13 protein-coding genes are annotated in these 14540 nt (G+C 61.1%); 11 read left to right on the top strand and 2 right to left on the bottom strand.

Annotation, left to right across the window (positions count from 1 at the left end; all coding sequences use genetic code 11):
- Nucleotides 1-80: 80 nt before the first annotated feature.
- The 7 genes from AB4Z53_RS30675 to AB4Z53_RS30645 all read left to right on the top strand — a co-directional run bounded on the left by AB4Z53_RS30675 (nt 81) and on the right by AB4Z53_RS30645 (nt 7863).
- The gene (locus AB4Z53_RS30675; RefSeq protein WP_113537311.1) at nt 81-1667 is read left to right on the top strand and encodes an ABC transporter substrate-binding protein; all 1587 of its coding nucleotides are present in this window, start codon (nt 81-83) and stop codon (nt 1665-1667) included.
- Between the two features lie 116 nt (nt 1668-1783).
- Nucleotides 1784-2722 carry an ABC transporter permease gene (locus AB4Z53_RS30670; protein ID WP_113537310.1) on the top strand — a complete coding sequence of 313 codons (939 nt, stop codon included), beginning with the start codon at nt 1784-1786 and terminating at the stop codon, nt 2720-2722.
- The gene (locus AB4Z53_RS30665) at nt 2719-3609 is read left to right on the top strand and encodes an ABC transporter permease (protein WP_441599162.1); all 891 of its coding nucleotides are present in this window, start codon (nt 2719-2721) and stop codon (nt 3607-3609) included. The genes AB4Z53_RS30670 and AB4Z53_RS30665 overlap by 4 nt, the downstream gene beginning before the upstream one ends.
- 11 nt (nt 3610-3620) lie before the next feature.
- Complete coding sequence (locus AB4Z53_RS30660) at nt 3621-4619, top strand: ABC transporter ATP-binding protein (RefSeq protein WP_441599161.1); 999 nt, start codon at nt 3621-3623, stop codon at nt 4617-4619.
- Complete coding sequence (locus AB4Z53_RS30655) at nt 4616-5587, top strand: ABC transporter ATP-binding protein (RefSeq protein ID WP_113537308.1); 972 nt, start codon at nt 4616-4618, stop codon at nt 5585-5587. Before AB4Z53_RS30660 ends, AB4Z53_RS30655 begins: the two co-directional genes overlap by 4 nt.
- A gap of 34 nt (nt 5588-5621) precedes the next feature.
- Nucleotides 5622-6140: a L,D-transpeptidase family protein gene (locus tag AB4Z53_RS30650; RefSeq protein ID WP_441599160.1), complete on the top strand. Its 519-nt coding sequence runs from the start codon at nt 5622-5624 to the stop codon at nt 6138-6140.
- Nucleotides 6141-6252: 112 nt separating this feature from the next.
- Complete coding sequence (locus AB4Z53_RS30645) at nt 6253-7863, top strand: D-aminopeptidase (protein ID WP_441599159.1); 1611 nt, start codon at nt 6253-6255, stop codon at nt 7861-7863.
- A 90-nt stretch (nt 7864-7953) separates the two neighbouring features.
- Here AB4Z53_RS30645 and AB4Z53_RS30640 read toward each other — a convergent pair whose 3' ends face one another.
- The gene (locus AB4Z53_RS30640; protein ID WP_441599158.1) at nt 7954-8706 is read right to left on the bottom strand and encodes an aminoacyl--tRNA ligase-related protein; all 753 of its coding nucleotides are present in this window, start codon (nt 8704-8706) and stop codon (nt 7954-7956) included.
- A gap of 1259 nt (nt 8707-9965) precedes the next feature.
- Between AB4Z53_RS30640 and AB4Z53_RS30635 the strand changes: the two genes are divergently transcribed.
- From AB4Z53_RS30635 to AB4Z53_RS30625, 3 genes are read left to right on the top strand one after another with little or no spacing between them, the layout of a single operon-like run.
- Nucleotides 9966-10685 carry an ABC transporter permease gene (locus AB4Z53_RS30635; RefSeq protein ID WP_291162363.1) on the top strand — a complete coding sequence of 240 codons (720 nt, stop codon included), beginning with the start codon at nt 9966-9968 and terminating at the stop codon, nt 10683-10685.
- Nucleotides 10685-11410: an ABC transporter permease gene (locus tag AB4Z53_RS30630; RefSeq protein ID WP_441599157.1), complete on the top strand. Its 726-nt coding sequence runs from the start codon at nt 10685-10687 to the stop codon at nt 11408-11410. Before AB4Z53_RS30635 ends, AB4Z53_RS30630 begins: the two co-directional genes overlap by 1 nt.
- Nucleotides 11403-12182 carry an ABC transporter ATP-binding protein gene (locus AB4Z53_RS30625; RefSeq protein ID WP_441599156.1) on the top strand — a complete coding sequence of 260 codons (780 nt, stop codon included), beginning with the start codon at nt 11403-11405 and terminating at the stop codon, nt 12180-12182. The genes AB4Z53_RS30630 and AB4Z53_RS30625 overlap by 8 nt, the downstream gene beginning before the upstream one ends.
- Before the next feature lie 22 nt (nt 12183-12204).
- Here the strand turns inward: AB4Z53_RS30625 and AB4Z53_RS30620 are convergent, their stop codons facing one another.
- Nucleotides 12205-13089: a MurR/RpiR family transcriptional regulator gene (locus tag AB4Z53_RS30620; protein ID WP_441599155.1), complete on the bottom strand. Its 885-nt coding sequence runs from the start codon at nt 13087-13089 to the stop codon at nt 12205-12207.
- A 175-nt stretch (nt 13090-13264) separates the two neighbouring features.
- On the opposite strand from AB4Z53_RS30620, the gene AB4Z53_RS30615 reads away from it, so the two are divergent.
- On the top strand, nt 13265-14524 hold the full coding sequence (locus AB4Z53_RS30615) for an NAD(P)/FAD-dependent oxidoreductase (protein WP_441599154.1): 1260 nt from the start codon (nt 13265-13267) through the stop codon (nt 14522-14524).
- Nucleotides 14525-14540: the final 16 nt, after the last annotated feature.

Genomic DNA, 14540 nt, shown 5'->3' with positions numbered 1-14540 from the left:
ACAATGAGACCGCCGGGAAAGGACGCCGCGATTGTCGTGGCCGCCGACCCGGATGGGGAACTAAAAAGAAGGGAACGAAAATGCTCAATAGGGTCAAATTTCTGATGGCAACGGGGCTTGTGACGCTTGCCCTGACCTCCAGCGGCCTAGCGGCCGACCACGTACTTCGGATCGCCTACCAGGAGGATCCGAAGACTGTCGACGTTCAGATGACGCAGGATTTCTATACGCTGCCTCTCAACGTCTACGATCGCCTCGTGGAAGCAGAGACAAGCGGCCCCGGTCAGACGCAGCTGGTGCCCGGCCTCGCCGAGCGTTGGGAAGTCTCCGAAGACGGCAAGACGTACACATTCCATCTTCGCCAGGGCGTGCTTTTCCACAATGGCGAGGAACTGACGGCAGACGACGTGGTTTATACGTTCGGGCGCATGCTTGATCCCAAGACCAAGGCCCTCAGCACCGACATCCTCAACTTCGTCGATGGCGCCGCGGAACGTTTGGAAGGCACCGCTACCTCGGTTCCCGGATTGCAGGCGGTGGACAAGTACACTGTCAAGATCGTCCTGAAGGAACCCTACGCAGCCTTTATCGCGCTGCTCGCCAGCCCGGGCGCCTCGATCTACAACCGGAAATTCACCGAGCCGCTCGGCGATCAATATGGACTGACACCTGAGACGACCAACGGCACCGGCCCCTTCATCCTGAAGGAATACAACCTCAACGACAACCAGATCCTCGAAGCCAACGAAAAGTATTTCAAGGGCCGTCCGAAGCTCGACGAAATCATCATCCGGGTCGTTGCCGACCCGGAAACGCTGCGCCTCCTGTTTGAATCGGGTGAACTGGATGTTTTCGACATCGATTATGCGCCAACGCAGCTCCCCTACTTTATCGGGAGCGATCAGTGGAAAGACCAGGTTCGGTCAGGCCCTCGCGTCGGCATGTACTACTACCACATCAACCAGGCACTGAAGCCCTTCGACGACGTTCGCGTCCGCAAGGCGTTCCAGATGGCGATCAATCGCGATGAAATTCTCCAGAAGAATTTCTACGGCAAGGGTGCGATCGAGAACGGCGTCATCCCGCGCGGCATCAGCTGCTACACCGCTGCCACACCGATCGAATACAACCCGGCAAAAGCCAAGCAGCTTCTGGCAGAGGCGGGCTACCCCAATGGTGTGGACATCAACCTCACACAGGTCAGCAGCTGGTCCTCGAAATGGTCGGACATGAACCAGATCATTCAGGCCCAGATCAAGGAGGCCGGGTTCAACGCGCAGATCAAGACGATGGACGAGTCGGCCTACTTCGCCAGCCGCAAGGCTGGCACGGTCGACAACTACACGCAGAACTGGTCCGCTGACTTCAACGACCCGGACAACTTCTTCTACACGTTCTTCAGCAAGAGCGGCACGGCAGTTCGCGGTTACAACAACAACGACGAGGAGGTCTTCGCAGCACTCGACAAAGCGCGCTCGATGACCAATGCCGAGGAGCGTTGCGCGCTCTATCAGAAGATGACCGACCGGATCGTGCAGGAAGATGCCGCCTGGGTACCGATGTTCAGCCTCGACCATGCCTATGTGGTCCAGCCGCGGGTGAAGAACTTCGTGGTGCCGTGGAACGGTTGGAGCGATATGAGCTACTACAAGATGGAAGTCGAATAAGACGTTTCTACTGGCGGGCGTTGGTAACCCAACGCCCGCACACTCGTTTCCCCTTCTTGTAGGACCAACCTCCCTGCGCCTGCGGTGCGGCGAGGCTGAGTGAAAGATTTCTTTCGATGCTGACCTTCGTGATAAAGCGTATCGCGATCTCGATCCCTGTTCTGATCGGCATCACGGCGCTGCTTTTCATCATGCTCAACGTGATTCCCGGCGACCCCATCGCGCTCTTGATGAAGGAGCATGCGAGCGCAGACGTTATCGCGCGCGTCCGGGCCCAGATGCACCTCGATGATCCGCTCCTCACGCGGTACTTCCGGTTCCTCTTTGCTGCCCTCCAGGGCGATCTCGGTGTTTCGATCAAGCTCAATCGAGACGTGACGACGCTGATCCTGAACGCCTTCCCCAACACCCTCATTCTCACCATCTGCGCGGCGCTCGTTTCGTGGGTGATCGGTATCCCCGTGGGTGTTTTGTCGGCGGTGCGGCGCGATTCCCTCGTCGACCACCTCTTCATGGGCTTTTCGCTGGTTGGTGTATCGATGCCGATCTTCTGGTCGGCTCTGCTGATGCAGTACGTCTTCGCCCTGAAGCTGAAGTGGCTGCCCGTATCAGGGTTCTACGGCTACCAGTACGTGATCATGCCGGCCATCGTTCTTGGTTGGAGCTCCGCCGGTGTGATCGCCCGTCTCACCCGCTCCAGCCTTCTTGAAGTGATGCGCCATGACTACATTCGCACAGCGCGTGCCAAAGGCCTGCGTGAACTGCTTGTCATCCGCCGGCATGCGCTCAAGAACGCTCTCATCCCGGTTGTCACCATCATGGCGATCCAAGTCGCGGGGCTTCTTTCCGGCGCCGTTATTACCGAGGCGATCTTCGGTATTCCAGGAGTGGGCCGCATCTCCGTCAGTGCCATTCAGGCGCGCGACATGCCTCTTTTGCAGGGCTCCGTGCTTTTCGCCACCGTGCTCGTCATCCTGGGCAATCTCGTCGCAGATATTCTCTATTCCGTCCTCGACCCCCGCATTCGCAATGAAATGAAGGGAGGCTCGAAATGACAGAGATCACTGAGGGCAACGTGGACGTCATCGACGATGGCGGCAACGACAGCTTCCTGCGCGACGGCATCAGGGTTTTTGCGAAGAACCGCATGGCGATGGTCGGACTGATCCTGGTCGGCCTTCTGGTCTTCGTGGCGCTTTTTATTCCGTTCATAAGCCCCCACGATCCCTATCGCGTGGCCATGGACGAACAGTTCTTGCCGCCCTCCGCCACGTTTTGGCTGGGAACGGACAACTTTGGCCGGGATCTTTTGACCCGTATTCTCTACGGGGCACGGATTTCGCTGATCGTCGGCATCGTCCCGAGCTTCATCTCTTTGATGATCGGAGCTGTTTTGGGCATCATCAGCGRCTACTTCGGCGGTCGGATCGACTTCATCATCATGAGGCTCGCCGATATGATGATTGCTTTCCCCTCATTGTTGCTCGCGATGGTGGTGATGTACACGCTCGGGGCGAACCTCTTCAACATTTTCATCGCCTTGAGCCTCGTCGGTTGGGCCGGTGTCGCCCGCGTCGTGCGTGCCCAGACACTTGCGGTCAAGGAGAAGGAGTTCATCGAGGCAGCACGCGCCAATGGCACGAGGAAGGTGAAGATCATGAGCGGTCACATCTTCCCCAATGTCGTCCCGACCCTGATCGTGCTGTTTTCGCTCAGCATCCCCGAGGCGATCATGTGGGAATCGAGCCTCAGTTTTCTCGGGGTGGGCGTCCAGCCGCCGGAGGCGAGTTGGGGACTTCTGGTGGCCAAGGGTAAGGAGTACATCTTCTCGGCTCCGCTTGTTGCCATCATGCCGGGGGTGGCGATCCTGATAACGGTGCTGGCATTCAATTTTGTTGGCGACGGTCTGCGGGACGCGCTCGATCCCTACATGAAAGATTGATGAGCGCGATGATGACAGATCAGGCTAACTTGCTGAGCGTGCGTAACCTTCGCACCGAATTCAAAACACAGATCGGACCTGTGCGGGTCGTCGACGGCGTTTCGTTCGACGTCGGGCGTGGCAAAATCGTCGGCCTCGTCGGCGAGTCCGGTTCCGGAAAAAGCATGACGGCGCTGTCGCTGATGGGGCTCGTGCCCACTCCGCCGGGAACGGTGAACGCCGACAACATCATGCTCAACGGAACCGACTTGGCGCGACTGAACAGGGACGAGATGCGCCGCTGGCGCGGCCGGGAAGTCGCGATGGTGTTTCAGGAGCCCATGACATCGCTGAACCCGGTCAAGACCATGGTCCAGCAGGTTGGCGAGCCGCTCGCCATCCACACCAATCTTGGCAAGCGCGCCATCCGCGAGAAGGTTCTGCGCATGTTCGAGACTGTCGGCATTCCGGAGCCTGCTGCACGGCTGGACGTCTATCCGCATCAGCTGTCGGGTGGTCTCAGGCAGCGGGCGATGATCGCCATGGGTCTTATCTGCGAACCGCAGCTCTTGATTGCTGACGAGCCGACGACGGCGCTCGACGTGACGACCCAGGCACAGATCCTGCGGCTGATGATGGCGCTTCGCGACAGGGTCGGTACAGCGATCGTCATGATCACGCATGACCTCGGCATCATTGCCGAGATGTGCGACGAGGTGAACGTCATGTATGCCGGCCAGATCGTCGAGCGTGCCAACGTTTTCGACCTCTTCGATCGGCCTTCACATCCCTATACCAGAGGTCTGCTTGCCTCGATCCCGATGGCAACGGAAAAGCGCACGGCCACGCGCATGAACAGCATTCCGGGCGTGGTGCCCAATCTCGCGAAGCTTCCCACGGGCTGTCGATTCCATCCGCGCTGCGCTGACGCGATGCCGATCTGCAAGCTGAAGTCGCCTGAACTGACCGATCTGGGCAACGGGCATCAGGCCCGCTGCTGGCTGCACGACAAACAAGGAGGAAAAGCGTGAGCGAAGTCCTCATTTCAGCCGAGGGGTTGAGCAAGCACTACCACATCGGCTCTGGTTTCTTCCGCCCGGAGCGGGTGGTCCGTGCCGTGGACGGCGTCGATCTCGAAATTCGCGAAAGGGAGACCTTCGCACTGGTGGGCGAGTCGGGCTGTGGCAAGACAACGCTCGGCCGCGTGATGCTGCGTCTGATCGAGCGGAGCGCCGGCACTGTGCGGTATCGCGGCCAGGACCTGCACACGCTGGACGAAGCTGCAATGCGGGCGATGCGCAAGAAGCTGCAGATCGTCTTTCAGGATCCCTACGCTTCGCTTAACCCCCGCATGCGGATCAAGGACATACTGGCGGAACCACTGCGCGCGCACGGGTTCGGGACTGAGGCCGAGATCGAGAAGCGCTGCGGCGAACTGCTCGACATGGTCGGACTGCGCCGGCAGCTCCTGCGCCGCTACCCCCACCAGTTCAGCGGCGGGCAACGACAGCGCATCGGCATTGCACGCGCACTTGCCAACAGCCCGGAGTTCGTTGTCTGCGACGAGGCCGTCTCCGCACTCGACGTCTCGATCCAGGCGCAGGTGCTCAATCTCTTGCGTGACCTGCAGGAACAGCTGAAACTCACCTATCTGTTTATCACGCACGACCTCAGCGTCGTGCGCCAGTTTGCCGATCGCGTGGGAGTGATGTTCCTCGGGCGGATGGTGGAGGTCGGAACGACCGAAGAGATTTTCTCCAATCCCCGCCATCCATACACGATGTTTCTGATCTCGGCGGTCCCACGCCCTGATCCGCATCAGAGAAACCGCGAAAGGCCGATGCTGGTCGGCGACATTCCAAGCCCGATGAACCTGCCGTCAGGATGTCGCTTTCATACGCGCTGCCCCTACGCCCAGGCGATCTGCAGAAGCGAAGAGCCGGCGTTGTCACACCATGGTGGCCGGGCCGTCGCATGTCATTTTCCCCTGGATCGGTGATCGGGGTGTTTCACGTCAAGGAAGGAGTTCGGGCTTGGATTTGATCGTATCGCGAAACGGGGACGGCTGGCAGGCCTCCTATGGAGACAAGCACTGGCGCTGCGCTATTGGCCGCGGCGGTATGCGCGCTGCAAGCGAAAAGGTCGAGGGAGACGGCGCGAGCCCGATCGGGCGTTGGCCAATCCGCCAAGTCCTTTACCGTGCTGACCGGATCGCCAAACCGGAATCGCCGTTTCGCACAGGTGCCATCGACCGCTTGGACGGCTGGTGTGACGCCCCCTCGCATCCGGACTATAATCGCCAGGTAAAACTGCCCTTCACCGCAAGTCACGAAGAACTCTGGATGGATGACGATCTCTACGACATCGTCGTCGTTCTGGGCCACAACGATGACCCGCCGGTCGCAGGCGCGGGGAGTGCCGTTTTTCTGCACATAGCCCGTCCGGACTACACGCCTACGGCGGGATGCGCGGCGCTTTCGCGGGATGATCTGCTAACGTTCCTGACGCTCGCCGGGCCTTCAACCCACCTGGTATTCTCTGACGCGGCCTGATGACAGGCGCCGTCGCCGTCGAGCCGTGGCTGCAAGCGGCGGCCCGGCGGTCTTTCTCTCGTTCCTGATACCATGCGCTCGGTATGGTGTTCCCAACACAGATCTCTTCATCATGACAGCCATTGATGCCGCCGCGCTCGATCGAATGCTCAAACTCCTGCCGCGCCGATACAAAGGGCCGGGCGGTGTCGCCGGGGTGGTCAAGGATGGGCAGGTGATAGCCCGCCATGCCTGGGGATTTGCCGACATGTACCGGCGGCTGCCGATGACGGCGGCTACGCGCTTGCCGATCTGCTCGCTCTCCAAGCAATTCACCTGCGCGCTGCTGTTGGACCAGTTCGAGGATCCGGCCGCGCTCGACCTCCATGTGAGGGACTTTATTCCCGACTACCGTGATACGCTGCCAACAGTGGAGCAGCTCTGCCACAACCAGTCAGGTTTGCGCGACTATTGGGCGTTGACGGTCCTTCAAGGCGCCGAGCCGGAGGCGGAGTTCACCCGCGAAACGGCGCTTCCGCTCATTGCCCGATCGAAAGCCGGCCATTTCCCGGCGGGTAAACTTTACTCCTACAACAATGCCAACTTTCGAATGATTGGCGAACTCATCGAGCGGGGAACGGGCCGCGCGTTCGGTGAGCTTCTGGCCGAGCGCATTTTCGCGCCAGCTGGTATGAAAACCGCGGAACTCGCCGCAGACACCCGTTTTCCGCTCGACGGCGTGGTCGGTTATGAGGGTAACGACGACGTCGGCTTTCTGCCGGCGCAGAACGGTGTCTTTTGGTTCGGCGACTCCGGTATTGCCGCATCGCTCGACGATCTGCTGGCCTGGGAACTGCATATTGACGCGACCCGCAATGACCCCCGCAGTCTCTACAATCGTCTGTCGGTACCGGTCACCTACGCAGACGGATCGCCGGCCAGCTATGGCTACGGGCTTCGCCGCGACACGGTCGGAGGCATCAAGATCACCGGGCATGGCGGGGGCCTGCGGGGTTTCAGCTCCTTCCGGCTCCATGCGGCGGAGGAACGACTTTCTGTCGTGGTCATGTTCAACCATGACACCAGCACTTTCACAGCTGCCACCGCCCTTCTAAGCGCTGCGCTCGGTCGCGACGCTGCCAGCGACACCATGCGTCCCGAAAATTGGGATGGGCTTTGGCTCGATGAGGAACAGGGCCTCGTCGTGCGGACCGCCCAGGACACGACTGGCGTCAAGCTGTACTACGCGCCGTCGGCGGCGCGGCTCACGGTTTCGGCCGACGGCGTCGCCCGTGGTCACGCGGTCAGCTTGAAAAAGGATGGCGAGCTGCTGGTGATGCAGCGCGAAAATGAGAACCTCCAGGTGACGGCCCGTCCCCTGGTCCCCATCGAGTGGGCCGATGGTTTTGCTATTGCGGGGTGTTACTGGTCGGACGAGCTAGAGGCTCATCTTGAGATCGAGGCTCGCGACGGTGCCGTGCACGCCCTTTTCAGGGGAATGCTCGGCACGGGGCCGATGGAACGCATGTATGTTCTGGCCGAGGACATCTGGATCATCACGACAAGGCGTTCGATGGATGCCGCTCCTCCCGGCGATTGGACCGTCCAAGTGGAGCGCAACGCCGCCGGTATGGTTGCAGGCCTCACAATTGGCTGCTGGCTCGCTCGTAAGATCAGCTATCGGCGCATCAGTGCCGGCGACGAGCCCGGCCAATCGCCGGCGCTTCTCCGATCGGCGGGATGAGGTCTCGCGCCCAACGGCATTTTTGGCGTGCTCGCTTTGGACGGTCGCCTCAGTGCTTGACCGAGACGACCTTGCGCTGTCGCCTTCCCGCTATGCTTGGTCCGCTGCTATCGCCCAATTGTGGAGGCACCGATCGAGGCCGATAGCGATCTCGAGAACGAGGACGTCGTGCTCGCGCGTTGCGCCGCCTTTCGACCGGGAGACGAATTTTCTCGGAAAGTCGGTCCTGCGTGAGATTGAGCAGACTTCCATCCATTTGAAGCCATTGTCGATCTCGACATCCATCGTAACCTTCGAATAGCTCGGGAGCCGGTCGGATTCAACGATCCGCGTTGGAAGGTTGATCACCGATGCAATCATCCTTCGGACTGGTTCCAGGCATGCCGCGTGGTAGTCCATGCCTGTGTCGGCGGTGAAAGCTGCTTGGAACTCCATCTGCCAGAATTCCTTCAGGCGCATGTGGGCGGTGGTCTGCTCTTGCTCGCGACGATAGGAGCGGCCGGCCTGCCAGACGCAAAGGGGCAGCTTCGCCCCTGAGTGGGTGTCGAGGAGGTGGGTCATGTAGGCGTAGGTAGACGGTGTCGTCTCCGGTCGGAGGACGAGCTCTGTCTCGGTCCCTGCGATCCTTTCCTGAGCCCAGATGTCGGTGTTCTCGTAGGCATCGGAGATCATGTGGCGGGGGATGAGCGTCGGCGCTTCGACGCGGCGCATGTCCCATGCGGGATTGATCGAGCGGAGGAAGGCTCCGACCTCTTCCGAGAAGTGGCGGATGAACGCTTCGCGCCGGAGGATTTCGCGTTCCTCCCAATGCACGAGCGAATTTACATTCAGAATGCTGAGCATGGCCTACTCTCCTGGTAGCCATTGAAGGATGAGGTGAATGCTTTACGTCCAGTCGAGCGCGCATAGACGCGCGGCATCACGACTGGACGCGAAGACCTCGTCCGCCGCACACGCACACGAAGGCAGTCCGCAGGTTGCGGCCTTTCCTCATGGATGGTGCGGGCAAGTTGCTCATGGTGCGAATAGATGCACTAGGGGTTGCTGACCGTCAACCCTCTTGGCGCACGGACTTCTACAACCGGTCAAGCCGCGCCGGCGGGCGTCGGCCGCGGTCTGATGGCGCTCAAGACGGCACATCACATCGAACAGCGCGTCTGGATACCATTCACGGCGGCGTCGGGAATGAGTTCCTTGATTTCCGGATGGAGTTTCACTTCGGCCGACATTTCCGCTGGGGAGTGTACGAAGAACCGGCCGAGACGAAGTCGATCTCAGGTTCGGAGCTGGGATTGCTTGGATGGGTGGACCCCAGAGCGCTTGGTCGATTGGGACCGGGGCGAGCGCTCTGGGATCACTAGCGCCAATGGACGGAGGGCAGTCCGATGCTCTTTGGCGCCTGGACAGCATGGCGGCTGGTTTCCGAATGGGCAATGCAGCTAGGACCTTTGCCAGTCCACCTCGGACCTAAGTCCGAGGTCTTTTCCCTTTTCATCAGCAGACGGGCTTAGCAAAGAGGCACGACGGGTTTTGGTCTTGCGGAACAAACGCGCCCAGATTTCGCCTTCGCAAAATGCCCCCGAGTGAACAACGCCGGGGGCTTTTGTCGTTCAAGGAGGCCAGCATAAGGCTGATGCTTGCCGCCACTTTTCAACTGAACAGGCGCCATTTCCGATCGGAGCCTACGGCCTGCGGACAGGCCAGGGCGATGCATCCCTGTCGCGGCATTACCTTCGTTTTGATTGAAATATGTATCCTGTATTGCGTTATTTATGCATGCGATTTGTTTCGATCATGAGGCCAGGAACGTTCGCAATCATCGCCTCCTTCGTCGAGCTTCACCGCTGGGACCCGCATGGAGATAGCGAATGGATGCGCTTTTCCATTCGTTATATGCGGATTTCTCCATCAGAGTCCGAAATTCCATGAGTTACATCGTCAGTTAATTGACAGGAAAATTGTATACGTTATAAAGCTGACATAGCCCGAATGGGTGCGGGTCTGCGAGGAGTGCGGGCCGGAGGAGGAACAGCAATGGCAGAGGAACGGCGGCCAACTGGCCCCGATGGCGCCCGCGCGCCTATGTGTCGGGGAGGGGTCTGATGCAGGATCCAACCTTCCTGGAACTCGTCGGCTTTGGTCCCGATGGGTGGGGCGCCGCGCTCCTGATAGCGACCGGAATGACGCTTGCTGTCGCCACCGGCGGCTTTGCAGCCGGTTCGGTCATCGGTGCGGGCGTCGCCGGCGCAAAGATCTCCCGCAGCAGGACGCTGCGCATATTCGGCGACGGTTACACGACCGTACTGCGCGGCATTCCTGACCTTCTCGTCATCTATCTCTTTTACTTCGGCGGCAGCGCCGCGCTCGGTGTTGTGGGGCAGCTCTTCGGTGCAGACGGCTTCATCGGCATGCCTGCCTACCTGACTGGTGTACTCGCCATTGGCGTTGTCTCCGGCGCCTACCAGGCGGAAGTCTTTCGCGGCGCGTTCAACACGATCAGCCGCGGCGAACTGGAAGCGGCGCGCTCGGTGGGCATGGGTACCGCACTTCGCCTGCGGCGCATCATCGTTCCGCAGGTGCTGCGTTATGCCATTCCCGGCCTCGGCAACACATGGCAGCTCGTGCTGAAGGAATCGGCGCTGATTTCCGTGACGGGCCTTGTGGAACTGCTGCGCCAATCGCAGATTGCCGCCGGGTCGACGCGCCGGCCCTTCGACTTCTATATCACGGCCGCCTTTCTCTATCTCGTGATCACAGCAGTCTCTTCCTACCTGTTCCGCCAGGCGGAAGCGCGCTCGCTGCGTGGCGTCAGGAGGGCATGATGGATTTCGCCTTCCTTTGGGGAACTTTGCTGCAGCTCCTGTCCGGGGTGCCCCTGACGCTCAAACTGGCCCTGGTTTCGACTGCGCTCGGTGGCGTGCTCGCCGTACTGCTGACGTGGATGCGCCTGTCGTCGTGGCGTCCCGCCAGCTGGCTGGCGCAGTTCTACGTCTTCATTTTTCGCGGCACGCCGCTCCTCGTGCAGATGTTCGTCATCTACTACGGCCTCGGCCAGTTCCGGCCTACGCTACAGACCTGGGGGCTGTGGGGGTTCTTTCGTGAGCCTTACTGGTGTGCGATCTTCGCCCTGAGCCTCAACACGGCGGCCTATGCATCCGAGATCCTGCGCGGCGGCCTGCAGGCCGTGCCACGCCAGCAGGTCGAGGCGGCGCGTGCCTGCGGGCTGTGGGGCCTCCTGCTCTACCGTCGCATCATTTTCCCGATCGCCTTCCGCCAGGCACTGCCGGCCTATGGCAGCGAGATCATCCTGATGGTGAAGGCAACCTCGCTCGCGTCCGTCATCACGATGCTGGAAGTCACCGGCCTTGCCGCCAAGCTCATCTCCCAGTCCTACAGGGCCCTGGAAGTCTTCGTTGTTGCCGGACTTCTTTACCTCGCGCTGAACTTTGTCATCACTCGTCTCGTCGCGCTCGTCGAATGGTGGCTGACGCCCGACCTGCGCCCCGCCCCGTCCCCTGCTTCCGGAGCCGCGTTGCACCATGCTTGATATTGCATCCACCACGCCTGCCGTCTCCATCCGAAACCTGCGCAAGAGTTTCGGCGCGTTCGAAGTGCTGAAGGGCATTTCCTTCGACGCGCGGGAAGGCGAGGTCATTTCCGTGCTCGGCTCGTCCGGTTCCGGCAAATCGACGATGCTGCGCTGCATCAACATGCTGGAAGTGCCGAGCGAGGGCGAGATTCGCATTGAAGGCGAGGCGATCCGGCTGAAGGACAGTCGCCATGGCCGACAGCCTGCAGATGCCCGACAGCTAAGCCGCCTGTGCAGTAATGTCGCCATGGTGTTCCAGAGCTTCAATCTCTGGTCCCACATGACGATCCTCGAAAACCTCATGGAGGCGCCGGTCCATGTGCAGAAGCGGCCGAAGGCCGAATGCCGCGACGAGGCACTGGCCCTGCTCGCCAAGGTCGGCATTGCCGATAAGCGCGACTACTACCCGGCGCATCTCTCCGGTGGTCAGCAGCAGCGTGCGGCGATCGCCCGTGCGCTTGCGATGAAGCCGAAGGTGATGCTGTTCGACGAGCCGACTTCGGCACTCGATCCCGAATTGGTCGGCGAGGTCCTGCGGGTTATGCGGGGTCTGGCTGACGAGGGGCGCACCATGCTCGTTGTCACCCACGAAATGGCATTTGCGCGGGATGTTTCGAACCGCGTCATCTTCCTGCACCAGGGGCTGGTCGAGGAGGATGGCGATCCGGCCGAAGTCTTCACGGCACCGCGCTCTGAGCGCTTCCGCAAATTCATCTCGTCCCATGGCTAGGTCGATGGGCGCGGTCACGCCGCTACTTCTGTCCCCGGGAATAGCCGACAAAGCTCTCGTAGAGGTCAGCAACGCTGTTCAATCGCGCCTCGACCGAAGGTCCGCGGTGGGCGAACACGCTGTTGAGCAGCAACTGCATCAGCGTCCACATGCCGGAGGTCGCGTCCCAGAAGAGATTGAGGTCCGTCGGTACGGCGAAGACTTCGTCGCCATAGCTCGCGGCCCAGTCGCAATAGAGATCGGTGATGATGGTGATGGGGATGCCTCGCTCGGCTGCCTTTGCGGCCAGCAGTTCGCACTGGCGGGAGTAACGCCGCGCATCGATCAGCACCAGCGTGCAGCCGGCAGGCTCCGTCAGCAGAACCTCTGCGAAATTACCGCCGGCAATATCGACCATCTGCACGTTGTCACGCAGATACCGCAGCATGTGGACGAAGGCCTCGGCAAGGCCGCGCTCGGTCTGGAAACCGGCAACAAACACCCGGTCGGCCTCCGCGATGCGCTTGGCCGCCCGGTTCCACGCATCCGTATGGGCATGTTCGTAGACGCGCACCACGGAGGCAACTGCGAGCTCCAGGCTGCGTGCCAGCGTGTCGTCGGCGGCGCTCTTTTGCTGCAGATCGCGCAGCCGGTCACCGAGCAACCAGGGACTGTCGCTGATGTCGTCCTTGAGCGACTCCTTGAGCTCCTTGAACCCATCGTAGCCGATCGACCGGCAGAAGCGGCCGACCGTCAGCTCACTGACGCCCACCTTGTCGGCGACGCTGCGCGATGTCTCGAAGGGCAGGGCGCTGATATTGGCGAGCATGAAGTTTGCCAGCGCTTTGCCCGAGGCCGACGCTTCCGTCAGTGCCTTTGTGAGCCGCTGGCGCACCGAGCTGTTGTCCATCCAGTTCTGGTTTCGCATTTGCCCGCCGTCTGCCTCCCGTCGTTCGCTCGGTTCCCGGATAGCGCCGCGTGCACAATGCTCCAGCACGGCAGGCCTCCGATCGATGCTCCTCGAGGGGTGTTATATAGCTGACATTGTTGGAATTAAAGTTAGAAAACAATCATTTCATTCTTGTCGATCCGGATTACAGCCTATGCCTCAGAGCGCCAGCCCAGCAAAAGATGTACTCGTCCTTGGTGCCGGAATTGTCGGCGTATCCATAGCGCTTCACCTGCAAAAGCGGGGAAAAACCGTGCTTCTGGTCGACCGTCGCGCACCCGGCGAGGAGACGAGCCATGGCAATGCCGGCCTCATCGAGCGGGCGAGCGTCATCCCCTATGGCTGTCCGCGGGATATTGCGACGCTTCTGAAGTATGCGACGAACCGGTCTGCCGACGTGCGGTTTCGCTGGACGTTTTTGCCGACACTGCTGCCCTGGATCGCCCGTTTCTGGTTCGAGTCCTCCAGCCGACGCCTGCGGCGGGCCGCGGTGGACATGCTGCCACTGATCGAGCGTTCGGTCGTCGAGCATAGGGAGTTGATGGATGAGGCTGGCATCCTCAGCAAGGCTCGCCATTCGGGCTGGATCGAAGCCTATCGCACGGAAAAGGCGTTTGCCGCAGCCAAGCTTGCCGCGCGTGCACTGGACGAGTTCGGAATCCGCTACGAGTTCCTGGGGCCGCAGGACCTTGCGGCGCGCGAGCCGCACCTTGCCGGCCGCTTTGCCGGCGCCGTGCATTGGCTCGATCCGGCGACAGTCGCCGATCCCGGCGGGCTGGTGAAGGACTACGCCGGACTCTTCGTGCGCAAGGGCGGCGAGATCCTCGAGGCCGATGCGACAACGCTTGTCCAGGACAAGAACGGCTGGAGCATTCGGGCGAATGCCGGCGTCGTTCACGCGCGGGAGGCGGTGGTGGCCCTCGGCCCATGGTCGGACGCGATCTACGGTCGCCTCGGATATCGCGTGCCGCTCGCCGTCAAGCGCGGCTACCATGTGCATATCGAGCCGGCAGGCGAAGCCGTTCTCAACCATCCCATCGTCGATGCCGAGCGCGGCTACCTGCTGGCTCCGATGACCAAGGGAATTCGCCTAACGACCGGCATTGAATTTGCCTCAAGAGACGAAGCGCCGACGCCCGTCCAGATCGACCAGACGGAGCCACATGCCCGCACGATCTTTCCGCTTGGCCGGCGTGTCGAGGCGACGCCGTGGATGGGCGCGCGGCCTTGCCTGCCGGACATGCGCCCCATCATTGGCCCGGCGCCGCGCCACAGGGGCCTGTGGTTCGCCTTCGGCCACAATCACCACGGGCTGACACTCGGCCCGGCCACCGGCCGGCTCCTTGCGGAGATGATGACCGGCGAAACACCGTTCGCCGACCCTTCGCCCTACGCCATGAGCCGGTTCGGCTGATTTTTCGGAATATTGG

Source organism: Ensifer sp. 2TAB8, assembly GCF_052115125.1.
GTDB lineage: Bacteria > Pseudomonadota > Alphaproteobacteria > Rhizobiales > Rhizobiaceae > Ensifer.
Note: the sequence above shows the minus strand (reverse complement) of the source record. Positions and strands in the feature narration are given on the sequence as shown.